This is a genomic window from uncultured Marinobacter sp. (genome assembly GCF_947488835.1).
Taxonomy (GTDB): Bacteria; Pseudomonadota; Gammaproteobacteria; order Pseudomonadales; family Oleiphilaceae; genus Marinobacter.
This window is the reverse complement of record NZ_CANLBK010000001.1, coordinates 1,204,201-1,229,244: the sequence shown is the minus strand read 5'-3', so window position 1 is coordinate 1,229,244 and position 25,044 is coordinate 1,204,201. Positions and strand designations below refer to the sequence as shown.

The window sequence follows — 25,044 nt, the reverse complement described above, 5'->3', positions numbered from 1 at the left end:
CCTCCTTATGCCGATCAGGCAATTTCGATTAGTACTTCACCCGGAGTAACCCGGTCGCCCTTGGTGACGTGAACCGCCTGCACGGTGCCATCAACACTGGAGTGAATTTCAGTTTCCATCTTCATGGCTTCGGTAATCAAAACCGCTTGACCGGCGGTGACTGAGTCACCTTCCTTCACCAGCACATCCACCACGTTTCCGGGCATGGCTGTACTGACGTGTCCGGGATCGGTTGCGCGCTTGCGACCTTTTCCGCCCGCCTCAGCCACATATTCGTTCATGGATTCGAACACCACTTCCTCGGGCATGCCATCCAGCGATAGATACAGTTTGCGCTTGCCAGGCCCGGTGGTGCCCACGCCGGTTACGGCCACTTCGTAGGTTTCACCGTGCACATCAATACGGAATTCAGTGGCAACCCCGGCTCCCAAGCGGCTTTGCCCGGATTGCTCCACAGGTAGCAGCTCTTCCGGTTTGAGCGTGCCGTCCTTGCGTTGCTGCAAAAACTCCCGGCCCAGATCGGGGAACATGGCGTATGTGAGCACATCTTCTTCGCAACTTGCCAGACTACCAATGTCTTCTCGCAATTTGGCCAGCTCAGGGTCGATCAAATCGGCCGGGCGCCCATCATTGACCGCCTCATTGCCAATGGCTTTTTTGCGGATGTCGGCATTTACCTCAGCAGGGGGGTGGCCATAGCCGCCCTGCAGGTAACGCTTAACTTCATTGGTGATGGTTTTGTAGCGCTGCCCGGCCAAAACGTTATATACCGCCTGAGTACCAACAATCTGGGACGTGGGCGTTACCAGTGGCGGGTAGCCAAGGTCCTGTCGAACCCGTGGGATTTCGTCGAATACGTCGTTGATCTTGTCGAGGGCATTCTGTTCCTTCAGCTGATTGGCCAGGTTTGACATCATGCCGCCAGGCACCTGGTTGATCTGCACTGAAACGTCTTCCCGGGTGAACTCGCTTTCGAATTGATGATACTTTTTACGGACCTCGCGAAAGTAGGCGGCGATTTCGCTGAGCTGCTCCAGATCCAGCCCGGTGTCGTACTCCGTGCCCTTAAGCGCGGCTACCTGGGATTCTGTAGCCGGGTGACTGGTGCCGCTGGCGAAGGCCGAAATGGCCGTATCAATCCGGTCGGCACCGGCTTCGATCGCTTTCAGCTGACACATGGGTGCAAGCCCGGCGGTTGAGTGGCTATGCACCACCAATGGCAGATCTACAGCAGATTTGATTGCCTTAACCAGTTCAAACGTGGCGTAGGGTGTCAGCAACCCCGCCATGTCTTTTATGGCAATGGAATCGGCGCCCATGGCTTTGAGCTGTTCAGCCTGTTCCACGAACAACTCCGGCGTATGCACGGGGCTGGTGGTGTAGCAAATCGTACCCTGAGCGTGCTTGCCGGCCTTTTTTACCGCTTTCATGGCAGTTTCCAGATTGCGAAGGTCGTTTAGAGCATCGAATACCCGGAACACATCAATGCCATTGTCGGCCGCCTTCTGTACAAAAGCCTCAACCACATCATCGGCATAATGCCGGTATCCCAAAAGGTTCTGGCCGCGCAGCAGCATTTGCAAGCGGGTGTTTGGCAGGGCCTCGCGCAGTTGGCGCAGGCGCTCCCATGGGTCTTCTTTCAGGAAGCGTACGCAGGCATCAAACGTAGCGCCGCCCCAAACTTCCAGGGACCAATAGCCTACTTTATCCAGCTTGTCGCAGATCGGCAGCATGTCTTCCGTGCGCATGCGGGTGGCGATGAGGGATTGGTGCGCATCACGAAGGATTACATCGGTAACTTCAATCTTCTTTGCGTTGCTCATGTTCAGTCTCCTGTGGATTACCAGCCAGCATGAGCTGCGATGGTGGCGGCAATCGCCAGTGCCACTGCACTGGGGTCACGTTTCTTCGAATAGTTCAGCAGTTCCGGATGGCTGGGCACGAAGCTGGTGTCAAAATGACCATTGCGGAAGTCTGGATGATCCAGAATCTGCTGATAATAATTGGCGGTGGTTTTGATGCCATGCAGACGCATGTCGTCCAGAGCCCGTTTGCCCCGTGCAATTACCTCATCCCAGGTCAGTGCCCACACAACCAGCTTGAGGCACATGGAATCGTAGTAGGGTGGAATTTCGTAGCCGGTATAGATGGCTGTATCCACCCGTACGCCCGGGCCACCGGGAGCATAGTAGTGGGTGATGCGGCCAAAGCTGGGCAGAAAATCGTTCTTCGGGTCCTCAGCGTTAATGCGAAACTGCAGCGCATAGCCCCGAAACTGAATATCCTCCTGGCGATAGCTCAGGGGCAGGCCAGAGGCGATGCGCAGTTGTTCCCGCACAATATCTACGCCGGTAATGGCCTCGGTAATGGTGTGCTCCACCTGCACCCGGGTATTCATTTCCATGAAGTAGACTTCGTTGCCCGTGAGCAGAAACTCCACCGTGCCGGCGTTCTCATAGTTCACCGCTTTCGCAGCGCGTACCGCCAGATCACCGATGTATTGGCGTTGTTCCGGGGTCAGCTGCGGGCTGGGTGCAATCTCGATCAGCTTCTGATTGCGGCGTTGTATAGAGCAGTCACGCTCAAACAGGTGAATGGCATCGCCCTGGCTGTCTGCCAGTATCTGCACCTCAATGTGGCGCGGATTCACGATGCACTTTTCCATAAACACTTCTGCCGAACCAAAGGCCTTCGTGGCCTCGGAAATCACGCGTGGGTATTGGGTTGTCAGCTCTTGTGGTGTATCGCACCGACGAATGCCGCGACCGCCGCCACCCGACGTGGCTTTCAGCATCACCGGGTAACCTATGTCGTTAGCCAGTTCCAGAGCCTCATCAAGGCTATCCAGATTGCCTTCAGAACCCGGAGTAATGGGTATGCCGGCGGCACGCATGCTATCGCGGGCCTGGGTTTTGTCGCCCATGCCGTGGATAACGCTGGATTTCGGGCCAATAAACGCCACGCCTTTCTGCTCGCACAGGCGGGCAAAGTTGGCGTTCTCCGACAGAAAACCATAGCCGGGGTGAATAGCATCACAGCCGGTTTCAACTGCCAGGTTTACGATGCGAGCCGGGTCAAGATAGCCAGCCAGTGGGTCTTCGCCCAGAGAATAGGATTCATCAGCCCGCTTAACATGCAGCCCGTATCGATCCGGTTCGGTATAAATCGCCACCGAACGTATCCCCATCTCTGCACAAGCCCGCACAATGCGCACGGCAATCTCGCCACGATTGGCGATCAACACTTTCTTCAGCATGGGAAGTTCCTCATTGCTTCGTCCCGAATGAAGGTGACAAAAATAGTAAAGGGATAGAACTTCAACGAAAAATTGATATTATTTTGTTCTTGTATAAGTAATAACTTATGAACAAGCGAAGGTAGGGTTTCCAATGCCCCTCAGTATTCAGAAACTTGCTAGCCGTCTGACCTTTCGGCAACTTCAGGTTTTTAAAGCGGTGAATGATCTCAAAAGCTACAGCAGGGCCGGGGAGCTGCTCGGCCTGACCCAGCCTGCGGTTAGCAGCCAGATACGTCATCTGGAGCAGGCACTGGGCATGCCGATGTTTGAGTACGTTGGGCGCAAGCTCTATTGCACGGCTGCCGGTGAGGAAATGGCCGGTTGTGTGCAGTCAGTGTTCCGTGAGTTGGAGCGCGTGCAAAACAGCCTGGCGTCCCTGGAAGGGCAGGTGGCGGGAGAGCTCCGGCTGGTGGCGGTGAATACCGCGCAATATGTGGTGCCTTACATGCTGAGCGCGTTTTTGCAGCTGAACCCGCAAGTCACTGTGTCTGTGGCTGTGGTAAACCGGGCAACGGCACTGCAACGGCTGAATGACAATGTCGACGACCTGATTATTATGGGTATGGTGCCGGCAGAGCGGCCCCTGACATCGCTGCCCTTCCTGGATAACGAACTGGTGCCGGTGGTGCCCAAGGGTCATCCTTTGCTTCAGCAGAAAAAGGTTACAGCTCAAGCGTTTCTGGATAGTGGGCTGTTGGTGCGGGAAAGTGGCTCGGGAAGCCGTCTGGCGCTGAAGTTGCATTGCCAGGATCAGGGTTTGCGGGCAAGGCCAGGTATAGAGTTGGGTTCCAACGATGCCGTAAAGCACGCGGTAATGGCAGGCCTTGGGGTAGCTGTTTTGCCGAAACTGGGCGTTTTGTCCGAGCTCGCCCTGGGTAGTTTGCATGTGCTGGACATCAAAGGCTTCCCGCTGAGGCGCAGCTGGTGTGTGGTCTACCCGCAGGCCCGGCATCCTACGCCGGCCATGCGGGCATTTCTTGACTACGTGCAGCAGAACATTCGTCAGTTCGAGCACATGTTCTTGCGGCGCCCTGAAATAGACTCAGGCGTCGGCCATCAACGCACCGACTGACCCCAGAAACACATCAACGTACTTGAAACCTCTGCGCATCAATACCGATGCAGCGATTGTTGCCCGGGCGCCGCTACCGCACAGGATGGTGTAATGTCTCTCCGGGTCCAGCTCACCGGCGTCCTCCCCAAGATGTCCGGTGTAATGGTGTCTGGCCTGGTCAATTGGCGTTTCGTCCACTTCGCCCTTGCCGCGCACATCCAGCAGGCTCCAGTTTTCAGGCGGTGAATCTCTGCGTTTTTTGAAATCATCCAGATCAATTACTGTAACGGCTCTGAATGGTTCTGCCATGGCCGCCCATTGGGGCATGTCCGGGGCCAGGTAGCCGAGCACCTTGTCAAACCCGATCCGTGCCAGGTGTCTTGCGGCAAGTTCGGCTTCCGAAGCACTGGCTGCGACCAGAACCAAGGTGTCATCGGGGCTCAGAAACCAGCCTGCGAAGGCCGGAATCATTGGGGTCGGAAGTGCGAGGCTGTCTGGTACGTGAGCTCCGAGGAAGCTGCTGATTCCGCGTACATCGATGGTGACAGTCTCAGGCGGGAGGTCTTTGAAGGCAGCGGGCGACAGTGCTGTTGGCGTCAGCAGGGTCCCCGTCGCTGCGCTGCCCTTCAGGTTCAGACGCTCCATTTCACGGAAGTAGGGTGGCTGGTAATGATGTTCCTGCACCTTTTGCCTGATGAATTCCTGACGCGACTGAATTCTCATCATCGGATTGTTGCGGCGTTCGTAGCCCATACTCGAGAATTCACGGTCGGCCATATTGTCGCCACAAACAGAGCCGGCGCCATGCGCCGGATAAACGAGTGTTTGGTCGCCAAGTTTTATTAGCTTCTGCAAGCTGTCGTAGAGCAGTCCGGCGACTTCCTCAGCGCGTTCCGGGTAGAAATCTGTGCGCCCCACATCGCCAATAAACAGGGTATCCCCGGTAAACACCGCCACGGCGTCATCACCGAAGTCGGTATCGTAAAGAACGTAAGACACGCTGTCGTCAGTATGCCCCGGCGTTTCAACTACTCGCAGTTTCAGGTTGCCGAAATGGAATTCGTCGTTCTCACGGGAGGTTTGTGCATAGCGCACTTCTCCGGCAGCGTTTGGGCCATGAAAAACGGTAGCGCCGGTCAGTTTCGCGAGTATGGACGCTCCCGAGACAAGATCCTCGTTTCGGTGCGTTTCGAAGATATGGGTAATGCGGCAGCCTGCTACAGCAGCCTCTTCTGCATAGACTTCACAGTCGCGACGGGGATCGATAACTGCAGCCTGCCCGTCGTTACCAATCAGGTACGAAAGGTGTGATAAACCTTCCGATTTGAACGTCTGAATAAACATGATGCCTCCTTTTCGAAAAAGAGCTAAGGATCTAACTATCATGTTTAGCACAACTTGCTAACTGTTGGGGTGCAGGTGGATTACAAGGTTGCGGTCGCAGGATTAAGATTGTTTAACGCAAACAGCCAGGCGCCAATGAACGACCTGAACGCTCTGGCTGATGACCTGGCTGTGTTTCGAAATGGTCAGTTGTTCAATTTTTTCAGCAAGATTTCATTGAACAGCTTGGGGTTGCCTTGTCCCTTTGACGCTTTCATCAAAGGCCCCATAAAGCCACCCAGCATTTTTTTCTGCTTCTTCGGATCGGCTTCTTGCTGGTACTGGGCAACCTGGTCCGGCATGCCAGCCAGAACCTCATCGACCATCTGTTCCAGTGCGCCGGTATCCGAGACCTGCTTCAGGCCTTGGGCTTCAATAATGGCATCCGCATTATCCGCATCCCCTTTCCAAAGCGTTTCAAATACCTTCTTGGCTCCCGAGGACGACACAGTGTTATCGGCAATACGCGCCACCAACTCGCCCAGCTGCGAGCCAGTGATAGGCGCCTGAACCACGGTTTTGTCCTCGGCATTCAGACGCGCAGAAAACTCACCCAATACCCAGTTGGCGGCCAACTTGGCATCTTTACCATGACCTACAGCCTCTTCAAAAAAAGCTGAAATCCGAGCGTCGTCACTGAGCAAGCGAGCATCATAATCGTTGAGGCCATACTGCTCCATGAATCGTGCTTTGCGCTCATCCGGCAATTCCGGCAACAAATCCCGGGCGCTCTCAATAAATCCATCGTCAATCACCACGGGCAGCAGATCGGGGCACGGGAAGTAGCGGTAATCGTTGGCTTCTTCCTTGCTGCGCATCGAGCGTGATTCATCGCGCTCACCGTTGTACAGACGAGTTTCCTGAATAATGCGGCCGCCGTCTTCCAGAATGTCCATCTGCCGCTCCACTTCATGGGCAATGGCCTGCTCCATAAAACGGAAGGAGTTGAGGTTCTTGGTTTCCGTGCGGGTGCCGAGTTCATCCGAGCCTTTAGGCTTGAGTGAAATGTTCACATCAAAGCGCAAAGACCCCTGGCTCATATCGCCATCGCAAATGCCGATAGACGACACCAGGCTGTGCAGCTTTTTTGCAAAGGCAACGGCTTCTTCCGCGCTGTTCATGTCCGGTTCGGTGACGATTTCAATCAGCGGTGTGCCGGCGCGGTTAAGGTCAATACCCGTCATGCCATGAAAGTCTTCGTGCAGGGATTTGCCCGCATCTTCTTCCAAGTGGGCATGATGAATCCGCACACGCTTGCTGCTGCCATCGGCCAAATCAATATCCACAAAGCCCGGGCCCACAATGGGGTGGTCCAGTTGCGTGGTTTGATAACCCTTGGGCAAATCCGGGTAAAAGTAGTTTTTACGATCGAACACCGAGCGCCGGCCGATTTCGGCGTTTACTGCCAAGCCGAACATCACCGCATAACGGAATGCCTGCTCGTTTGGCACAGGCAATGTGCCCGGCATGGCCAGATCAACGGCACTCGCTTGAGTATTAGGCTCGGCACCAAATGCCGTGCTGGAGCCGGAAAAAATCTTGGTTTTGGTGGCAAGCTGAACGTGAATTTCCAGCCCGATCACAATATCCCATTGCATAGTCGTTCTCCTGATTCGGGCTTACTGGGGAAGCTTCTGGTGCCAGTCGGTCACTTGCTGGAACTGATGGGCCGCATTCAGCAGGCGGGCCTCATCAAAATAGTTTCCGATGATCTGCAAGCCAACAGGCAGGCCGTCGACAAAACCTGCAGGTACCGACATGGCTGGAACACCGGCAAGGTTCACGGCAATGGTGAAAATATCCTCCAGGTACATGGTCACCGGATCATTGGTGTTTGCGCCCTGCACAAAAGCAGGTGACGGCGAAACCGGGCTCATCAGCACATCCACTTCTTTAAAGGCATTGATGAAATCCTGCTGGATCAGGCGTCGAACTTTCTGGGCTTTCAGATAATAGGCATCAAAATAGCCGGCAGAAAGCGCATAGGTGCCCACCAGAATTCTGCGTTTCACCTCATCTCCAAAACCTTCGGCCCGGGTGCGGGTGTAGAGATCGTTCAGGTCCTGCGGGTTCTCACAGCGATAGCCGTAACGCACGCCATCAAAACGCGACAGGTTGGCAGAAGCTTCTGCGGGTGCAATCACGTAGTAGGCGGCAATAGCCAGCTTGGCGTGGGGCAGTGACACTTCCTTTACCGTCGCGCCCAGCTTTTCATATTCTTTCACAGCGTTGCGTATCTGCTGTTCCATGGCCGGGCTGAGTTGATCGGAGAAATACTCTTTCGGCAGACCGACACGCAAGCCTTTCAGCGGTTCGTTAAGGGTGGCGGTGTAATCCGGCACGGCGCGATCAACAGAGGTGGAGTCTTTCGGATCAAACCCCGCCATCACGTTCAGCATCAGCGCGTTGTCTTCAGCGGTACGCGCCATGGTGCCGCCCTGATCAAGGCTGGAGGCAAAGGCAATAATACCGTAGCGGGACACCCGGCCGTAGGTAGGCTTCAGGCCCGTAATGCCGCACAAGGCAGCCGGCTGACGAATGGAACCACCAGTATCAGTTGCGGTGGCAGCAGGTACAAGGCGAGCAGCAATGGCGGCTGCGGAACCACCGGAGGATCCACCAGGCACGCGCTTCTCGCCGGCGCTTAATCCCCAGGGGTTGGTTACCGGGCCGAAAAAGCTGGATTCGTTGGAAGAGCCCATGGCGAACTCATCCATATTGGTTTTACCCAGGCACACAGCGCCGGCCGCGCGGAAATTAGCGGTGACCGTGGAGTCGTAGGGCGGCACAAAGTTGGCCAGCATTTTCGAGCCAGCTGTGGTTGCCACACCCTTGGTGCAAAAGATGTCTTTGTGGGCAAAGGGCACACCGGTCCAAACGCTGGCGTTGCCTGCTGCACGCTGCTCATCTGCGGCTTTGGCATCCGCCATGGCCTGGTCTTCGGTTACCGCAATAAAGCTGTTGTACTGCTTGTCTTCGGCTTTAATGCGATCGAGGAACTCACGGGTCAGTTCCACGCTTGAAATCTTGCCGCTTTCCAGCTCGCGGGAAAGCTCTGCTACGGATTTATTATGCATGTTCAATCCTGATAGAGGGCTGATAGTGGGCGTCGTCAGATCACTCAATAACCCGAGGTACGAGATAAAGGCCGTCTTCGGTCGCCGGCGCAATGGCCTGGAAGGCTTCCCTTTGATTGGTCTCGGTTACCTCATCTGCACGCAAACGCTGCACGGCATCCAGCGGGTGGGACAGCGGCTCTACGTTGTCGGTGTCGGCGGCTCTGAGCTGGTCAACCAGGCTCAGGATGTTGCCCAAGTCGTCTTCCAGTGCGGGTATCTGCTCTTCGTCGAGGCGAATGCGGGCCAGCACGGCGACTTTTTCAATGTCTTCGCGGGAAATGGTCACGTTGACTCCAATGTATGAAACAGCGTTTTCAAGAAGGTGGTTATGGTAACAGATTCGCGGCTGGGCGGGAGGGGCGCTGCGACGCCGAAAATCTACTCAATTGGCCGCGAATCATCCAGCAAGTCTTCGGCTGCGGCGACGTTCCGCTCTTCCCGCACTTGTCGCGTAATATGGGTGTCCGGGCGCACGTTCAACACGTCATCAGCCGGTAACTCTAACTCGGGCGAAGACTTGATTGGGCCTTTGTCCGGCTCTTGCGTCTGCTCTGGCAGCTTTGAAGTGTCTACGGCAGTCAGTGTGCCGGGTGTTTGGTCGAAGCGCAGCCGGTATATGGGTTCGGGTAGGGTGAACCCCTGGGCTTCCAGCGCGTTCTTGGCAGCACGAATCGAGAGGCTACGGGCTTTTCCGAAATCAGATTCACGCTGGTCAATCCAGGCCGTGAACTTGATAAGAATGTTGGAATCGCCCACGGATTCAATAATGCCGTTGGGTTCCGGGTCATTCAGTACCCAGTCCAACTGCTGCATCGCGGTAAGGCCAGTCTGTATAGCCAGGGCCGGATCGTCTTCTGCGTCCACCCCAAGAACAAAATCAAAGCGGCGCTGAGGGTTGCGAGAGTAATTCAGGATGACAGCTTTGAAAACCGTAGCGTTGGGGATTCGCAGGTGGTTACCGTCAAGCGTCATTAGCACGGTGGAGCGCGAGGTCAGCCTCACCACAACACCTTCGTAATCGTTGATGATTACGTGTTCCTGAGCCCGGAATGGCTGGCGGATGCTCAACATGATGCTGGAAATGTAATTTTCCATGGAATCTTTTACCGCAAAACTGATCGCCAGCCCTAACACGCCTGCGCCGCCTAGTAGGGTGCCCATCAGCGCGGTAGCGCCGAGTATGTTCAATGCCAGCAGCAACCCCAGTAGAATAGTGATCAGCCTTGCCGCATGCCCGGCCAGTTCCGCCAGAAAGGGATTTCTGGTTACCCGTGACCAAAGTGGTGCGTGGCTTGCCAGCCGGTGCCCGGCGAACGCCACCAGGGCAAAAACACTGAATGCCACCAGAAATAGTGGCAGGGCCCGTATCCAGCCACGCAGAGTGTTCTGTAGCGAATCCCACAGGGGGTCGAGGTTGTCCTGCAAATCCAGAGTGCGGACAATTCTGTCATCAACTGCGATGGCACCCTCTATCCGGCTGGCGAGTTTCAAGGCCTTTTGGGCCTGTGCCTCGTTCGCAGTTTCGCCTGAAAGCGCCACTACGCCGCTGGTCACGTTAACCTGCAAAGAGTCAAACTGCGGAATCTGGGAAAAAATCCCGGAAATGCGTTGCGCTATCAATTCGTCGCTGTCTGCTCCCGGCTCAAGAGCAATTGCGCCAGCTGGCTCTGCCTCTTGTTGCTGAGCCAGAACCAGTGGGGGAGCAAAAACTGTTAGCGCTACAACCAAAAGCAAGTGCCTGCCAAGCCAAGCCGCGCCGACATACTTTGGCAGGTTAATCTTTGGTATTCTCAATAGTGGCCCCTACGGTGGCGGTAAAATCCGGTTATTGTGGATGGCCTTTCGGGCCATCTTTAATGTAAATCAAAGTTCAGCGTGCCGCCCGCGTCAACCTGAAATTCGCGCATAGCCCTAAGCTGACTCTCCACGTACATGACCAATTGTTCATGCCTGGAGCAATATCATTTGCCTTTGCGGCCGGCTGCGCCTTGCCTGCGCGGGGGGGCACTGATAAAGTTGCCGCATCTTTCTGCAACCGCAACTCTCAGGTTGAAACTACACGAATGTTGATTAAAAGACTCCGAGGCTTATTCTCCAGCGACCTGTCCATTGATCTGGGCACCGCCAACACCCTTATTTTCGTGCGTGACCGCGGGATTGTGCTGAACGAGCCGTCCGTAGTAGCCATTCGTACCACTAATTCCCAGAAAACCGTTGCCGCCGTAGGCGCCGAGGCGAAACGCATGCTGGGCCGCACACCCGGTAATATTACGGCCATTCGGCCCATGAAAGACGGCGTTATTGCCGATTTCGTGGTGACTGAAAAGATGCTTCAGCACTTCATTCATAAGGTGCATGAGAACAGCTTCATTACTCCAAGCCCGCGGGTTCTGGTATGTGTGCCCAGCAAATCTACCCAGGTAGAGCGCAAAGCCATCCGCGAGTCGGCTCTGGGTGCGGGTGCCCGGGAAGTATTCCTGATTGAAGAGCCCATGGCGGCTGCCATAGGTGCCGGGCTGCCGGTTGAAGAAGCCAGTGGCTCGATGATTGTGGATATCGGTGGGGGTACGTCCGAAATCGCCATTATCTCCTTGAACGGCATTGTATATGCCGATTCAGTCAGGGTAGGTGGTGACAAGTTTGATGAAGCCATCGTTACCTACGTGCGCCGTAATTACGGCAGTCTGATTGGTGACACCACCGCAGAACGCATCAAACACGAAATCGGTTGTGCCTACGAAGGCCTCGAGATTCTCGAAATTGATGTGCGCGGCCGCAACCTGGCGGAAGGTGTGCCCCGTGCGTTCACCCTCAACAGTGAAGAAATTCTGGATGCCCTCCAGGAATCTCTGGCGCAGATTGTACAGACGGTTAAAAGCGCGCTGGAACAGTCACCGCCAGAACTGGCTTCTGATATTGCCGAACGCGGCATTGTGCTGACCGGTGGTGGAGCCTTGTTGCGTGGGCTAGACAAGCTGATCAGTGAAGAAACCGGGCTGCCGGTAATCATTGCAGAAGATCCGCTGACCTGTGTTGCCCGTGGCGGCGGCAAGGCGCTGGAAGTTATTGATCGGGGTGGCATTGGAATGTTCTCCCAGGAGGGATAATCCTTTGGGGAGGGATCGCCATTAAAACCATTTTTGTTCAGGGGCCTGCGCCAGGCCTCCGGCTCCTGCTCGTTATTATTGTATCGGCGGCGTTGATCGTCGCCGATCAGCAGTTTGACCGTGTTACCCCCGTTCGCAGCACCCTGGCAACCGCGCTCACGCCGGTGTACTGGCTGGGCAATGCTCCTTATCAGTTCAGCGACTGGGTGGCGGGCCTGTTCACCACCCGTGAAGATGTGAAACAGGAAAACGAAGACCTCAAAGCCCGTCTGCTTATCCTCGAGCGCAGAGCACTCAAATACGCCGCTCTGGCATCTGAAAACAACGAACTTCGCCGCTTGATGAACTCGTCTGAACTGCTCGATGACCGGGTAATCGTCAGCGAGGTCGTCGGGGTGTCACCAGATCCTTATTCCCACGAAATTATTATCAATAAAGGCCGAAGTGATGATTTGCAGGTGGGACAGGCCATATTGGATGCCCATGGCTTGATGGGGCAAGTTGTGCAGACCAGTCAAATTGCCTCCCGCGTGCTTCTTGTCTCAGACAGTAGTCATGCGGTACCCGTTGAAGTTGTGCGCAACGGGCTTCGAGCTATTCTTCTGGGGACCGGCGATTCAGGCGCCCTGGATCTGGTTCACGTGCCAGACACAGCAGACATTCGAGAAGGCGATCTTCTGGTGAGCTCTGGCCTCGGTGGGCGCTTTCCTAGAGGGTACCCGGTTGCTGAAGTAAGCCTGATCAAAAAAGAGCCTGGGGAGCCGTTTGTTACCATTCAAGCTCGCCCGAAGGCGCAACTCAATCAGAGCCGCCTTGTACTTGTTGTATTCCCGCCCAAAAGCGAACACCCGCCAGAAGCAGGTGACGACATGCCTTCCGATATACCGGCGGCTGACGCGGTGCAAGGGGGGCAAGGCTGATGTTATCTGTCATCAGTTATCCGGTATTTGTGTTTTCCGTGATCGCATCACTGGTATTGAGTATTTCCCTTTTCCCCACGGGCTGGTTTGAATTTCGCCCTGAGTGGTTAGGGCTGGTTGTGTTTTACTGGACTTTCCGCGCTCCGGCTCAGTTTGGCGTCCTGCTCGCATGGTGTCTTGGGCTGCTGCTGGATGTGCTGGAAGCGACGCCATTGGGCGTTAACGCGCTGGGGATGGGGTTGACTGCCTTTCTGGTGCTGACGATTCATCAGCGGCTACGGATGTACCCTGTGCCACAGCAGTGTGTGATGGTTTTTCTGCTGCTGGGGATCAACCAGATGCTGGTGCATTTTCTCAAGCAGATGTTTGGTGGCGAAGATGCCGGCTTCAGTTATCTTTGGCCTGCACTCACCAGCGCCGTGATCTGGCCAGTGTTCTGCATAGTTCTGGACAACATTAACAGGAAGCTGGGTTAGCCATGACGTCGATTATTCTCGCCTCGGCATCGCCACGCCGCTCGGAGTTGCTCACACAGATTGGCGTACCATTTTCTGTGCATCCAGCCCATATTGACGAATCACCACGAACGTCTGAGGCCCCCGGCGATTACGTTGAGCGGCTTGCGCGGGAGAAAGCACTCGCAGTTTCTGCTCATTTTCCTGGTAAGTGGGTTCTTGGCTCAGATACAACGGTTGTTCTGGATGGCGCCATTTTAGGTAAACCGGCAGATGAAGCCGAGGCTGAAGCCATGCTGGCTATGCTGTCAGGCAAAACACATCAGGTAATGACAGGCATTGCGCTGGCCAAGGATGATGGTTGTGACTCCAGGTTGGTGACCACGGAGGTTAGCTTTCGGGTGCTCTCGAGAACTGAGATTGTAGCCTATGCAGCTTCAGGCGAGCCCATGGATAAGGCCGGAAGTTATGGAATTCAGGGCCTGGGTGGTATTTTTGTGAAGGAACTCAAAGGGAGTTACAGTGCGGTTGTTGGCTTGCCTTTGCAGGAAACAGCCGCCTTGCTGGCGGATGCCGGTGGCCCTGTCTGGAAACACTGGATGAGTAGTCAGGAGAGCCAATCATGAGCGAAGAAATCCTGATCAACGTAACACCGGTTGAAACCCGGGTCGCGCTGGTTGAAAACGGAATGTTGCAGGAAGCCTACATTGAGCGTGCCAGCCGTAAAGGTATTGTCGGTAACATATACAAAGGCAAGGTTGTGCGCGTGCTTCCGGGGATGGAAGCGGCGTTTGTAGACATAGGATTGGAGCGGGCTGCCTTTATCCACGCCTCAGATGTGGTTTCCAGCCATGCCAGCACAGCAGCTCCCGGCGATGGGCCGAAAACCGTTCCTGACATTCGCACCTTGTTACGCGAAGGCCAGTCACTGGTTGTTCAGGTCACCAAGGACCCCATCGGCACAAAAGGTGCCCGGCTTACCACTCAGCTTTCCATACCATCGCGCTATCTGGTGTTCATGCCAGAGGTCATCCATGTGGGTATTTCCCAGAGAATAGAGGATGAAACCGAGCGTAGCCGATTGAAAGCCATCGTTGAGCAGGGTGCTGAAATGCATCCGGATGTGCAGGGTGGTTACATCATTCGCACGGCAGCTGAAGCCGCATCCGAAGAAGAGCTGCTGGCAGATATGAATTATCTGCACCACCTTAGCCAGTCTATCCATGAACGGATTGAGAAAGTGCAGGCGCCGGCGGCCGTTTATAAGGACCTGCCCCTGTTCATCCGCACCATCCGTGATCTGATTCGGCCGCAGACTGAAAAAGTCCGCATCGACAGCCGCGAGAGCCATCAGCGGGTAATGGAGTTTGTTGATGAGTTTGTCACCGAATTTGCCGATAAAGTGGAGTATTACCCCGGCGAACGGCCTATTTTTGATCTTTACTCCGTAGAGGATGAGATTCAAAAGGCACTGAGCCGCAAAGTGCAGCTCAAATCAGGCGGCTATGTGATCATTGACCAGACTGAGGCAATGACCACCATTGATATAAACACCGGCGCCTTCGTGGGGCACCGTAATCTTGAAGAGACCATTTTCAAGACCAATCTGGAAGCCGCACGGGCAATCAGTCGCCAGCTGCGTCTGCGTAACCTTGGCGGCATCATTATTATCGATTTTATCGACATGGAAGATGTTGAGCACCAGCGCCAGGTTCACCGGATGTTGGAAAAAATGCTCGAACGGGATCACGCTAAAACCAAGATTACCGGCGTGTCTGAGCTGGGCCTGGTGGAAATGACCCGAAAGCGGACCACAGAAAGCCTCGGGCAGGTTCTGTGCGAGCCTTGCCCTATCTGCGATGGTAGAGGCTTCCTGAAAACCAGTGAGACAGTGTGTTTCGAAATTTTCCGGGAAATTCTGAGAATCAATCGGGCCTACGACGCAGAAAGCTATTTGGTGATGGCGTCACAGAGTGTGGTTGATCGCCTTGTTGATGAAGAATCTGACAACGTCGCGGATCTCGAAACCTTTATTGCCAAGACTGTCCGTTTCCAGGTAGAGCCGTTTTATAGCCAGGAACAGTACGATGTCGTTTTGCTCTGATTTCGGGGCGATACACCGGCATAGAGGGTAGCCGGCGATGAAGCTCCGGAAGCCCTCCTCCGATAGCCAGCCTCTCCGCTTGATGGCACTGCTTACCAATGCAATTTGGTGGTTGTTGCTGGTTGTTCTTGTGCTACTGGCTCTTTACGCCGGCATTGGGAGGCAGCTTACCCAGAACGTGGATTCTTTCCGGGATGAGCTTTCCGACGAACTATCTGCTCGCCTCGGTCACGATGTGAGTATTGGTAGCCTGTCGTCGCGCTGGTTCTGGCTTGATCCTTCCTTTACCGCACAGGACATAGAAGTCACCAATCCGGATTCCGGTGACCGGGTTGTGAGCCTGCAGCATCTGACCATCCGTTTTGATGCGCTTGCCTCATTGATGCGCTTCAGAATTGTTTTCGAGGACTTTGAAGCTGATGGTCTCGAATTAACACTGAATCAACAGCGTAGCGGTGAGGTGGGTGTGCGGGGCGCTGATATTCCGGAGCCCCTGAACAATCGTTACCGGGACTGGCTCAGAATTGCCGGGAAATGGCTTTCGGACCCCTACATAAAAGTGACCCGAGTGAACCTGGGTATTCGCGACAACCAGGGTCAGCTCCGGTTTCTGGATATTCCCCAGCTTGATCTGCTGTATCAGCAAGGGTTGTTCCGGGCATCTGGCCGCGCTTTGCGGTCTGCAACCACTGAACAGCTGGCCAGCTTTGCCCTGGTGGGTAAACAGTTTTTCCGCGGTGACTTCAGTGGCCAACTCTATCTTAATGTAGATTCCGGGCGCCTGTTTGACGGGCTGATTGATGAGTACCAGTGGCGGGACATCCGTATTGAAGGCTTTGATCTGGGCGGAGAAGCCTGGCTTACCTTCCGCAAAGGCGTCCTTCAGCAGGTCAGCGGTACCGTGAGAACACCCTACCTGCAGCTCGGCGTTGCCGGCGAATCGCTGGCCCCGCTGGAAGATATCAGTGCACGGTTTGGCTGGCGCCGGCACCATGATGTGATGGTGACACCTGAAGAGGGTGGGCCCCGCTCAGAAACCATTGGTGAGTGGCACCTCAAACAGCTCGCCTGGACCTGGAATGGTGACCAGGTACCACCATTCAGTTTGAAGCTGGTTCCGGAGCCGCAAGGGATAACCATCACCGCAGATGCCATGCCCCTGCGCCCGCTTCGACGCCTGACAGGCACTCTGCCATTGTTGCCACCGGTCGCCAGCGACGCATTAGAGGACTACCGCCCCGTAGGCTTTTTGGATGGTGTCACTATCAGAGTTCCGGGGAGCGGTGACAACAGCTTTGAACTCTCTGCCCAGCTTCGGGATGTTGGTGCCGCCGCCTATGGTGGCGCACCAGCCGTGCGCGGCGTGAATGGGTTTATTTACGTTGATCAGAATGCCGGCTATGTTCGGGCTCGAGAGGGATCACGCCCGGTGGCCCTCTCTTTTCCGGAATTGTTCAGCAGTGAGTGGTCCCTGCCTGAGCTTTCCGCCACCGTAGCCTGGCGTTTGGATGGGCCTGTCACACGTGTTTATTCAGACGATATACGCATGACCTATGGTGACAACACCCATCTGAGCGGAGCTTTCGATCTCAAGCTTGACCAGACAGGTGAGGACAACCTCGGCCTTCGGGTGAGTGTCGAGAATGGCGACGCCTCCATGTTGGCTGCATTTGTTCCTGAGAAGATCGTGGATGCCGGGCTTTATGAGTGGTTAACCACGGCCATCACTGAAGCGGAGATACCGTCTGGCGTCTACTATGGTCATGGCCAGATCGGTAGGGATGCCCCCTCCGGCTCGTTTGTTTCCTCCATGTGGTATGAGTTTGAAAACGCCAGCGTTCGTTACGATAAGCAGTGGCCAGAGGTAACTGACGCGCGCGGGCGTGTCGACATTCAGAATGGCGATACATTGGTGATGCTTGAGGCGGGCAACACCGGTGGCCTGGCGATTGATCCGAGCACTGTTTCCGTAATTCCAGAAGCCGAGGGCGCACTGGTGCGGGTGGATGTATCTGCACCTGTGCCCGCAGATGCTATCAGCTACTGGATGAGCAACAGCCCGTTTGGCGCCATGGCCGGGCCCGAGGCAGCAAAGCTGAGCTATGGCGGTGAATACAAGCTTGATCTGTCGATAGACTTGCCCCTCAAGGACAACCTGGCACCTGTGGTTGAGGCCGGGGTTCGCACGGAGAATGGCTCGGTAGCCTATCCAGGTACAGATCTGCGCTGGGACAGAATTAACGGTGAGCTGACGTACCATTCTGAAAAGGGCTTTTCGAAAGCGCCGCTGATGGCGCACTTTCTGGATGAGCCGACCAAGATTGTATTCAGTCAGCCGGGAGCCGCACAGGCACTGCGGATTGAGCAAACAGGCACCTTGCCTGTACTTAGCGTGTTTCGCCAGTTCGAACGTGTAGATCCCCAAAACCTGAATGGTAGTGATGCCGGCAGCAGCCGATATGGGCTCAAAGGTGCTTTTGGTTACTCTGCACGGTTGGATGTCACAGCGGAAGGCCCGCCAAGGGTAACGGTTCGCTCCAGCCTCGAAGGGCTCACCATCGATTGGCCAGGCCCTTTTTCCAAAAAGGCCGGTCAGGTCGCGCCTGTGTTCGCAGAAATACATACAGGGGATGAGCGAGGTTTGGGTATTTCGGGAACCTGGGAGAATCGCGCGACCTTTGATCTTTTATGGAAAAACTCCGGAATAGAGCTGACCTTTGATGAGCTCTACCTTGGGGATCAGATACTTAAAAATATAGAGTTGGAGGCATTTGATCTTGGAGACCGTTGGGTCTTGAGCACCCATTCGGAGCGGGCAGTTGGCCGAATTGAAATCCCGAATGACAACAGTCTGGTTACAGCAGATTTTGCGGTGGTGCAACTGGTTCGGGACGAAACTGCGGCCAAGGAAGCACCAGAATTGTTGACTATAGAACAGCAACTTGAGGCCTTCCGGGCAATGGACATGGAGGCGTGGCCAGATGTGGACATTGCGATCGCTGAGCTGCGCCTCAACAATGACCGTTTGGGGCGCTGGGCTTTCCAGCTTCGGCCTGAGCGGCAGAAACTCAATATTCGCAATATTGAAGGTCACCTGGAATCCATCACGTTACTGGGTGATATGACCTGGAGCGTGGTTGATGATCGGGAAGTCAGTCAGTTTGCCGGATCTATAGCCGGTGGGGCATTAGCAGACCTGGGGGAACTTTTCGATACTGAAGTACCTTTTTCGAACAAGCAGTCCAACATTGAATTGAACCTGGACTGGCCAGGGCGTCCTGATGAGTTTGATCCGGCAAGCCTTAGCGGAAATGTCAGTCTTCGCCTCGATGATGGTGTGATTTTGGAGAGCAACAACAGTGCGCAGGTGTTCAGGATATTCAATCTGCTCAACTCCGATACGCTGTGGCGCAGGCTCAAGCTGGATTTTTCGGATCTTTATGAGCGTGGGGTGGCGTTTGATGCAATATCCGGCAAGGCTCGCCTTGAGGATGGCTTGCTCACAATGGATCCGGAAATGCAGGTGGTTGGCCCATCTGGAGCGTTCAAGCTCAGTGGTAGCACCAATCTTGAGGAAGAGGTGTTCGATATGCGCCTGGTTGTTGTACTGCCACTCACCCAGAACCTGCCGCTGGCTGCCTTGCTGATGGGTGCTGGAGCACCTATTGGAGGTGCTCTGTTTGTACTGGATAAGGTGCTGGGAGACCCGCTAAGCAGGCTCACCAGCGCCACCTACAATGTGACCGGCCCTTGGGACGAACCTAAAGTCGATTTGCGCAGCGTATTTGACACAGGTAAATAACCTGAGCCGCTGCGGATATCAGGCTTCAGCTTCGTCAACGCATTCCCGTAAATAGCGGAATAGCTTGCGGGATTGCCCGGTATTTTTCTGTTTTTCCAGATCTTTACGGGCATTGCGAACAAGATTGCGCAAATGCTGTATGTCGGCACCAGGACAGTAGTTGAAGAATTCTCCGGCAACCGAGTCGCCCTCGGCAATCATCCGGTCGCGCCAGCGCTCAGCCAGGTGGTGGCGACGGGTATGCTCTTCACTTCCCGAATCGAACGCATCAATAGCTCGCTCAACGGCTTCCGGGTCATCTTCCTGCCGGATAATCTTGCCAATGTACTGCAGGTGGCGGCGCTTGGCTTCGTTCTGCTTGATTCTGCGAGACTCTTCAATGGCACGTCTCAGAGTGTCGCTAATGGTTAGCGTATCAAGCTGTTCGTTGCTCAGGTCCAGCATCCGCTTGCCAATGCCCTGAAGCGCATGCATTTCCCGCTTGAGCTGGGATTTACTCGGCCCCGAGTATTGTGGAGCTTCGTCGTCGTGGTCGTCGATCATGTTTTCATCCAGGTTTGTCAGTTCACGCGTAAAAAATAGTCGCCAGGCCAAGAAATGACATGAAACCGACCACATCCGTGACGGTTGTCAGTATAACGCTGCCAGCCAGCGCCGGGTCGATATTACGGGATTTCAGGAACAGCGGTAATACGGTGCCTACCAGCGCTGCGGCCACCAGGTTGATAATCAATGCAGCGGCAATAATGGCGCCTATTAACAAATCCTGAAACCAGGCGGTTGCGGCGGCAGCTACTACGCCGGCCCAGAGTATGCCGTTGAGAATACCGGAAAGAAACTCCCGGTTCAGCAACCAGCCCACATTGGTGCCGCTGATTTGACCAACTGCCATACCCCGGATAACAAGAGTGAGAGTCTGGCTACCAGCAATTCCGCCCATGCTGGCCACAATGGGCATGAGCACCGCCAATGCGACCACCTTTTCGATGGTGTCTTCAAACAGGCCAATAACACCAGAAGCAATGAACGCTGTGATCAGGTTGACGCCCAGCCAGATCGCCCTGCGCCGTGTGGTTTTCCAGACCGGGGCAAAGGTGTCTTCGTCATCATCCAGACCGGCCATGCTCATGAGTGAGTGATCCGCATCTTCGCGGATAACATCCACCACGTCATCGATGGTGATCCGGCCCAGTAGATGACCCTCCTGGTTCACAACCGGTGCGGAAATCAGGTCGTAACGCTCAAACAAAGTGGCAACCTTGGTATCAGAGAGCATGACGGGGATGGGCTCTATATCCGTATCCATCACCTCACGAACCGTTGCTGCCTGGTTGGAAACAAGCATCTTGGTTATCGGCAGCATTCCGATAAATTCATCGCGCCGGCTCACCACAATCAGGCTGTCCGTCATCGGCGGCAGTGCACGGTGCCGACGCAGATACCGCAATACCACATCAATACTGATATCAGGGCGGACAGTAATGGTGTCCGTGTTCATCAGGCCGCCGGCGGTGTCTTCCGGGTAGGAGAGGACTTCCTCAACCCGTTGCCGATCCTGTTCGTCCATGGTGTCCAGAACTTCCTGGATCACCTTATCCGGCAATTGCTGCAGAAGGTCGGCGAGATCGTCGGACTCGAAGTCCTCGATGATATCCGCCAGTTCCTGGGCGTTGAGTCGGCTCAGATATTCTGCACGGATGTCTTCGTTAAGGTATTGGAGAACATCGCCTTCGAGCTGTTTGTCGACCAGGTTCCAGAGCAGGGCACGCTGGCGGGGCGGCGATGATTCTAGCAGGTGCGCGATATCGCTGGGGCTCAAGCCGCCGTTGAGAATGCGGGCAACCTGTTTCAGCGCACCACTGTCCAGCGCTTCACTCAGGGAGCGTAAGCGTTGGCGGGCCTGGCTTTTTTCCAGAATATCGGACATGAATCACCTGCAGTCAGAAAACGCCTGCATTATAACGGAGTTAGCCGAAGCACGTGAGAAAGAGTGGGTTATGCGCCTTCGCCAAAATAGTCATTGATCAATTCCGAAAGGGCTTCAATGGCCTTATCTTCATCCGGGCCATCGGCCACCAGTTCAACTTCTGTGCCTTGACTGGCGGCAAGCATCATCACATGCATGATGTTTTTAGCGTCGACTTCGCGTCCTTTGCCACAGATTCTCACGGAGCTGTCGAACTGCGAAGCCGTGGCCACAAGCTTCGCAGTGGCCCGGGCATGAAGCCCAAGCTTGTTAATGATAACAATGGGGTGGCGTATCACAGCGGATCAGACCTCTTTCCGGGCCTGCAGGTGAGGCAGCTCCGCATGGCGTACCTGCACATTGCTGCAGGTTTCGCGGAAGTGCCGCCCCAGCTGTTCGCAGATATACACTGAGCGGTGCTGGCCGCCGGTGCAGCCAATGGAGATGGTCATGTAACTACGGTTGCTGTCTGCAAAGGACGGAATCCAGCTCTCCAGAAACCCGATCAAATCGTTAACCATTTTGGTGCTGGCAGGCTCGGCCTCAAGAAACTCGATAACGGGCTGATCGAGGCCGGTAAACTTGCGCAGGCTGTGATCCCAGTAGGGATTGGGCAGGCAGCGCACATCGAAGACATAATCAGAGTCCAGTGGTACACCGTGTTTGAATCCGAAAGACTGGAACAGCAGCGCAAGTTCCTGATCTTTGCGGCCGGCAACCCGTTGCTTCACCATATCCCGCAACTCATACATCGACAGCCCTTTGGTGTTGATGTGCAAATCTGCGAGCTTTGAGAGAGGTTCAAGCAGTTCTTTTTCGTTGCTGATGGCTTCTCTCAGAGACGTTTTGTCATCGCTCAGGGGGTGCTTGCGCCGGGTGGCGTGAAACCGTTGAAGGAGAGACTGGTCATCAGCATCCAGGTAGATCACTTCAACCTGGATCTCATCTCTGCGGAGCTTGCGATGGATCTCCTCGAAATTGGCCAGCTCACCCGAGAGGTTTCGGGCATCAATGCTGACGGCCATTTTGTCGAGCCTGCCCGGCGCCGTCTGGTTTGCCGCTTCCCGTGTCAGGGGAAACAAAAGCCCGATAGGCAGGTTATCAATGCAGTAGTATCCCAGGTCTTCCAGTACGTGCAGAGCGGTACTCTTGCCGGAACCTGACCGGCCACTGACGATGATCAGCTTCATAGTGAAATAACCTGTTGCCGGGGTAGATATCAGCCACTTGTGGCTGTCATGCGTTGGAAAAGTGTGTGCGCATCTTCGCACTGCCTGAGAGCGTCGCAGAATGAGCGCTCGTTAAATTTCTCGGCGAGTTGGCTCAGCAGCTCAAGATGCTCGCTGGTGGCTTCTTTGGGCACGATCAGTGCAAACAAAAGGTCCACCGGCTGGTTGTCTATTGCATCAAATTCGACGGCTTCTTCCAGGGTCATCAGCACGCCGATAACCTGCTCGAGGCCTTCGAGACGGCAATGGGGAATGGCTATCCCCTGGCCTATTCCAGTGCTCCCGAGCCGCTCTCGGGCAATCAGATTGTTGAAGATCTGACTTTCGTTGACCGAATCATTGTGCTCGTGAATCTGCTCGGCAATGGTCTCCAGCACTCGCTTTTTGCTTGATGCGGGCACATTGCACAGGGTCAGCTCCGGCACAAGGATGTTGTCTATTGTCAGGGATGTGTCGCTCATGAATCGACCGCGCTTCCGTGAAAAAAGCTGCGACGCGTAGACCGCGCCGCAGCTTGATTAGATGACATGCCTGAAAACACTCGCCTAGCGGGCGGTGTGTCCCTGCATCCTGTCTACATTCTTTTCTTTGTGCTTGAGGATCTGTCGATCAAGCTTGTCGACGAGCCCGTCGATGGCTGCATACATGTCCTCGTTTTCCGCCTTTGCGTGAATCTCACCACCAACCACGTGGAGCGTCGCATCTGCAATCTGCCGAACCTTCTCGACTTCCAGTGTTACCTGGCAGTTACTGATGTGGTCGAAGTGCCGCTCGAGTCGTTCAAACTTCTCGGCTACATAGTCTTTCAAAGCGGGAGTCAGCTCTACGTGACGGCCTGAAATGTTGAGTTGCATAGACGTCTCCTGTTGTCATTCTTTCCGGCTCTGGGAGCCGGTCTGAGTGCTGGCGCATGGCTGCACCAGCGAAAACCACTTGAAACTGTTCGACGCGCCAGATTTAAACCAGCCGCTTGCGTTCGTTTGAGGGCGGAATGTTCATGGCCTCGCGGTATTTTGCAACCGTGCGTCGCGCCACTTTGATCCCTTCTTCTCCCAGCATGGCTGCAATCTTGTTATCACTCAACGGCTTTTTCGGTGTTTCTGCTGCAATCAGTTTTTTGATCATTGCTCGAATAGCCGTTGATGAGCACTCTCCGCCTTCGTCGGTGCTGACATGGCTGGAGAAAAAATATTTAAGTTCAAACACGCCCCGAGGTGTGTGCATGTATTTTTGCGTGGTCACACGGGAAATGGTGGATTCGTGCATTTCCACAAGCTGGGCGATATCCGAAAGAATCAGCGGCTTCATCGCCTCTTCGCCATGGTCCAGAAAACCCTGTTGGTATTCAACAATCCTGGTTGCAACTTTTAGCAGCGTTTCGTTTCGGCTTTGCAGGCTCTTGATGAACCACTTTGCCTCCTGAAGCTGGTCGCGCAGGTAGGTGTTGTCTGCGCTGCTATCCGCCCGCTTTATTAATGAAGCATAGCTCGCATTCACGCGTATGCGCGGCGCAATTTCAGGATTCAGTTCAACACGCCAGCGGTCATTGTGTTTGCGCACGATTACATCGGGAATAACGTAGTCCGGCTCGGTGCGATCAATGATGTCTCCCGGGCGCGGGTTGAGGCTGGTAATCAGTGCCAGCACATCGCGCAGCTGGTCTTCTTTAAGGCGACTGCGGCGAAGTAGCTGGGCGTAGTCACGGTTGCCCAGCAGGTTTATATAATGTGTGATCACCAACCGTGCCTGAGCAAGCCAGGGTGTTTCCGGTGGCAACTGATTTAGCTGGATAAGCAGGCAGTCCTGGAGATCTCGGGCAAACACCCCGGGAGGGTCGAAGAACTGCAGTCGGCGTAACACGGCCTCTACTTCGTCCATCTCCAGAGGGTCGTCATCGGAATCGTTCGTCAGGCCGCTGTATATCTCTTCCAGGGGGCTTGTGAGGTAGCCTTGCTCGTCTACTGCGTCCATAAGCGCGTGCGCAATAGCCTGGTCCCGTTCCGTCATGGGCGTAAGGTTCAACTGCCACTCAAGATGGTCCCTAAGGGTTTCACTTGGGGAGTTGCGGGTCTCGAAATCGTGGTCGCTTTCGTCTTCGTTGCGTGCTGCAGGAGCAGGGGCGGACTGATAGATATCGTCCCACGCGGTATCGACGGGAAGGTCGTCCGGGATTGTGTCAGGGATTTCGTTTTCAGTTTGCCAGTCTGGCCCGTTTTCGCTTTCATCCCAATCAGAACTGGACGAATCGGAGGCTGTCTCTGAACTGTTAAGGTTCGAAGTGTCGTCGTGGCTCTGCTCGCTATCCGCAGCAGGCGCATCAATCTGATCGTCGTCATCCTGGGATTCCAGCAAGGGATTGGATTCCAGTGCTTGCTGGATTTCCTGCTGGAGGTCGAGGGTTGATAACTGTAAAAGCCTGATCGCCTGTTGCAGCTGGGGCGTCATAGTCAGGCTCTGACCCAGCTTTAATTGTAATGAGGCTTTCATAACCATCGCTCAGGATCCGTCACTTATACCCGATCTGAATTTCTTGCTTCGGCTAAAAATTCTTTGTTTCACGGCTACTTGCCGCCAAAAAAGATTATCCTAGCAAGTTCTCTGCCGAGT

Annotated in this window: 21 protein-coding genes; 7 read left to right on the top strand and 14 right to left on the bottom strand. The window is 54.8% G+C overall.

Features of this window, described 5'->3' with window-relative positions:
* Positions 1-14: 14 nt before the first annotated feature.
* Complete coding sequence (gene oadA, locus Q0824_RS05670; RefSeq protein ID WP_298448272.1) at positions 15-1,823, bottom strand: sodium-extruding oxaloacetate decarboxylase subunit alpha; 1,809 nt, start codon at positions 1,821-1,823, stop codon at positions 15-17.
* A gap of 17 nt (positions 1,824-1,840) precedes the next feature.
* Positions 1,841-3,256, bottom strand: coding sequence for an acetyl-CoA carboxylase biotin carboxylase subunit (locus Q0824_RS05665; RefSeq protein WP_298448270.1), 1,416 nt, complete (start codon positions 3,254-3,256; stop codon positions 1,841-1,843).
* 133 nt (positions 3,257-3,389) lie between these two features.
* On the opposite strand from Q0824_RS05665, the gene Q0824_RS05660 reads away from it, so the two are divergent.
* Positions 3,390-4,370, top strand: coding sequence for a LysR family transcriptional regulator (locus Q0824_RS05660; protein ID WP_298448268.1), 981 nt, complete (start codon positions 3,390-3,392; stop codon positions 4,368-4,370).
* On the opposite strand, the gene Q0824_RS05655 is transcribed toward Q0824_RS05660, so the two are convergent.
* The 5 genes from Q0824_RS05655 to Q0824_RS05635 all read right to left on the bottom strand — a co-directional run bounded on the left by Q0824_RS05655 (position 4,341) and on the right by Q0824_RS05635 (position 10,648).
* A complete protein-coding gene (locus tag Q0824_RS05655; protein WP_298448266.1) occupies positions 4,341-5,696 on the bottom strand; it encodes an MBL fold metallo-hydrolase in 1,356 nt (451 codons plus the stop codon). The genes Q0824_RS05660 and Q0824_RS05655 overlap by 30 nt on opposite strands.
* A 185-nt stretch (positions 5,697-5,881) precedes the next feature.
* Positions 5,882-7,348, bottom strand: coding sequence for an Asp-tRNA(Asn)/Glu-tRNA(Gln) amidotransferase subunit GatB (gene gatB / locus Q0824_RS05650; protein WP_298449539.1), 1,467 nt, complete (start codon positions 7,346-7,348; stop codon positions 5,882-5,884).
* Positions 7,349-7,354: 6 nt separating this feature from the next.
* On the bottom strand, positions 7,355-8,812 hold the full coding sequence (gene gatA / locus Q0824_RS05645; RefSeq protein ID WP_298448264.1) for an Asp-tRNA(Asn)/Glu-tRNA(Gln) amidotransferase subunit GatA: 1,458 nt from the start codon (positions 8,810-8,812) through the stop codon (positions 7,355-7,357).
* Between the two features lie 40 nt (positions 8,813-8,852).
* Positions 8,853-9,140, bottom strand: a complete 288-nt coding sequence (gatC, locus tag Q0824_RS05640) for an Asp-tRNA(Asn)/Glu-tRNA(Gln) amidotransferase subunit GatC (protein WP_298448262.1) — start codon at positions 9,138-9,140, stop codon at positions 8,853-8,855.
* 92 nt (positions 9,141-9,232) lie between these two features.
* Positions 9,233-10,648: a mechanosensitive ion channel domain-containing protein gene (locus Q0824_RS05635; RefSeq protein WP_298448260.1), complete on the bottom strand. Its 1,416-nt coding sequence runs from the start codon at positions 10,646-10,648 to the stop codon at positions 9,233-9,235.
* 272 nt (positions 10,649-10,920) lie between these two features.
* Between Q0824_RS05635 and Q0824_RS05630 the strand changes: the two genes are divergently transcribed.
* The 6 genes from Q0824_RS05630 to Q0824_RS05605 are packed head-to-tail and all read left to right on the top strand — an operon-like array spanning position 10,921 to position 19,242.
* Entirely contained in the window at positions 10,921-11,961 is a 1,041-nt protein-coding gene (locus Q0824_RS05630) for a rod shape-determining protein (RefSeq protein WP_200202776.1), read from the top strand.
* Positions 11,962-11,990: 29 nt separating this feature from the next.
* Positions 11,991-12,881, top strand: coding sequence for a rod shape-determining protein MreC (gene mreC, locus Q0824_RS05625; RefSeq protein WP_298449535.1), 891 nt, complete (start codon positions 11,991-11,993; stop codon positions 12,879-12,881).
* Positions 12,881-13,357, top strand: coding sequence for a rod shape-determining protein MreD (gene mreD / locus Q0824_RS05620; RefSeq protein WP_298448258.1), 477 nt, complete (start codon positions 12,881-12,883; stop codon positions 13,355-13,357). The genes mreC and mreD overlap by 1 nt, the downstream gene beginning before the upstream one ends.
* Positions 13,358-13,359: 2 nt before the next feature.
* Positions 13,360-13,962 carry a Maf family protein gene (locus Q0824_RS05615; RefSeq protein ID WP_298448257.1) on the top strand — a complete coding sequence of 201 codons (603 nt, stop codon included), beginning with the start codon at positions 13,360-13,362 and terminating at the stop codon, positions 13,960-13,962.
* Positions 13,959-15,440 (top strand): ribonuclease G, encoded by a 1,482-nt coding sequence (rng, locus tag Q0824_RS05610; protein ID WP_298448255.1) that lies wholly within the window; start codon positions 13,959-13,961, stop codon positions 15,438-15,440. Before Q0824_RS05615 ends, rng begins: the two co-directional genes overlap by 4 nt.
* A 37-nt stretch (positions 15,441-15,477) precedes the next feature.
* A complete protein-coding gene (locus Q0824_RS05605) occupies positions 15,478-19,242 on the top strand; it encodes an AsmA-like C-terminal region-containing protein (RefSeq protein ID WP_298448253.1) in 3,765 nt (1,254 codons plus the stop codon).
* A gap of 18 nt (positions 19,243-19,260) precedes the next feature.
* On the opposite strand, the gene yjgA is transcribed toward Q0824_RS05605, so the two are convergent.
* The 7 genes from yjgA to Q0824_RS05570 form a co-directional block, all read right to left on the bottom strand.
* Complete coding sequence (gene yjgA / locus Q0824_RS05600) at positions 19,261-19,785, bottom strand: ribosome biogenesis factor YjgA (protein ID WP_298448252.1); 525 nt, start codon at positions 19,783-19,785, stop codon at positions 19,261-19,263.
* Positions 19,786-19,807: 22 nt separating this feature from the next.
* The gene (gene mgtE, locus Q0824_RS05595; RefSeq protein WP_298448251.1) at positions 19,808-21,169 is read right to left on the bottom strand and encodes a magnesium transporter; all 1,362 of its coding nucleotides are present in this window, start codon (positions 21,167-21,169) and stop codon (positions 19,808-19,810) included.
* Positions 21,170-21,237: 68 nt separating this feature from the next.
* On the bottom strand, positions 21,238-21,507 hold the full coding sequence (locus Q0824_RS05590) for an HPr family phosphocarrier protein (RefSeq protein ID WP_298448250.1): 270 nt from the start codon (positions 21,505-21,507) through the stop codon (positions 21,238-21,240).
* A 6-nt stretch (positions 21,508-21,513) separates the two neighbouring features.
* A complete protein-coding gene (gene rapZ / locus Q0824_RS05585; protein ID WP_298448249.1) occupies positions 21,514-22,398 on the bottom strand; it encodes an RNase adapter RapZ in 885 nt (294 codons plus the stop codon).
* 29 nt (positions 22,399-22,427) lie between these two features.
* Positions 22,428-22,898: a PTS IIA-like nitrogen regulatory protein PtsN gene (gene ptsN / locus Q0824_RS05580; RefSeq protein ID WP_298448248.1), complete on the bottom strand. Its 471-nt coding sequence runs from the start codon at positions 22,896-22,898 to the stop codon at positions 22,428-22,430.
* Between the two features lie 84 nt (positions 22,899-22,982).
* The gene (gene hpf / locus Q0824_RS05575) at positions 22,983-23,291 is read right to left on the bottom strand and encodes a ribosome hibernation promoting factor (protein WP_298448247.1); all 309 of its coding nucleotides are present in this window, start codon (positions 23,289-23,291) and stop codon (positions 22,983-22,985) included.
* A gap of 103 nt (positions 23,292-23,394) precedes the next feature.
* Positions 23,395-24,930 carry an RNA polymerase factor sigma-54 gene (locus tag Q0824_RS05570; RefSeq protein WP_298448246.1) on the bottom strand — a complete coding sequence of 512 codons (1,536 nt, stop codon included), beginning with the start codon at positions 24,928-24,930 and terminating at the stop codon, positions 23,395-23,397.
* Positions 24,931-25,044: the final 114 nt, after the last annotated feature.

Excerpts from the sequence above, each read along its gene's own strand:
- Q0824_RS05570 (WP_298448246.1), bottom strand. The coding sequence starts at position 24,930 with ATGGTTATGAAAGCCTCATTACAATTAAAGCTGGGTCAGAGCCTGACT.
- ptsN (WP_298448248.1), bottom strand. The coding sequence starts at position 22,898 with ATGAGCGACACATCCCTGACAATAGACAACATCCTTGTGCCGGAGCTG.
- yjgA (WP_298448252.1), bottom strand. The coding sequence starts at position 19,785 with ATGATCGACGACCACGACGACGAAGCTCCACAATACTCGGGGCCGAGT.
- hpf (WP_298448247.1), bottom strand. The coding sequence starts at position 23,291 with ATGCAACTCAACATTTCAGGCCGTCACGTAGAGCTGACTCCCGCTTTG.
- oadA (WP_298448272.1), bottom strand. The coding sequence starts at position 1,823 with ATGAGCAACGCAAAGAAGATTGAAGTTACCGATGTAATCCTTCGTGAT.
- Q0824_RS05605 (WP_298448253.1), top strand. The coding sequence starts at position 15,478 with ATGAAGCTCCGGAAGCCCTCCTCCGATAGCCAGCCTCTCCGCTTGATG.
- Q0824_RS05665 (WP_298448270.1), bottom strand. The coding sequence starts at position 3,256 with ATGCTGAAGAAAGTGTTGATCGCCAATCGTGGCGAGATTGCCGTGCGC.
- rng (WP_298448255.1), top strand. The coding sequence starts at position 13,959 with ATGAGCGAAGAAATCCTGATCAACGTAACACCGGTTGAAACCCGGGTC.
- mgtE (WP_298448251.1), bottom strand. The coding sequence starts at position 21,169 with ATGTCCGATATTCTGGAAAAAAGCCAGGCCCGCCAACGCTTACGCTCC.
- mreD (WP_298448258.1), top strand. The coding sequence starts at position 12,881 with ATGTTATCTGTCATCAGTTATCCGGTATTTGTGTTTTCCGTGATCGCA.
- rapZ (WP_298448249.1), bottom strand. The coding sequence starts at position 22,398 with ATGAAGCTGATCATCGTCAGTGGCCGGTCAGGTTCCGGCAAGAGTACC.
- Q0824_RS05655 (WP_298448266.1), bottom strand. The coding sequence starts at position 5,696 with ATGTTTATTCAGACGTTCAAATCGGAAGGTTTATCACACCTTTCGTAC.
- Q0824_RS05615 (WP_298448257.1), top strand. The coding sequence starts at position 13,360 with ATGACGTCGATTATTCTCGCCTCGGCATCGCCACGCCGCTCGGAGTTG.
- Q0824_RS05660 (WP_298448268.1), top strand. The coding sequence starts at position 3,390 with ATGCCCCTCAGTATTCAGAAACTTGCTAGCCGTCTGACCTTTCGGCAA.
- gatA (WP_298448264.1), bottom strand. The coding sequence starts at position 8,812 with ATGCATAATAAATCCGTAGCAGAGCTTTCCCGCGAGCTGGAAAGCGGC.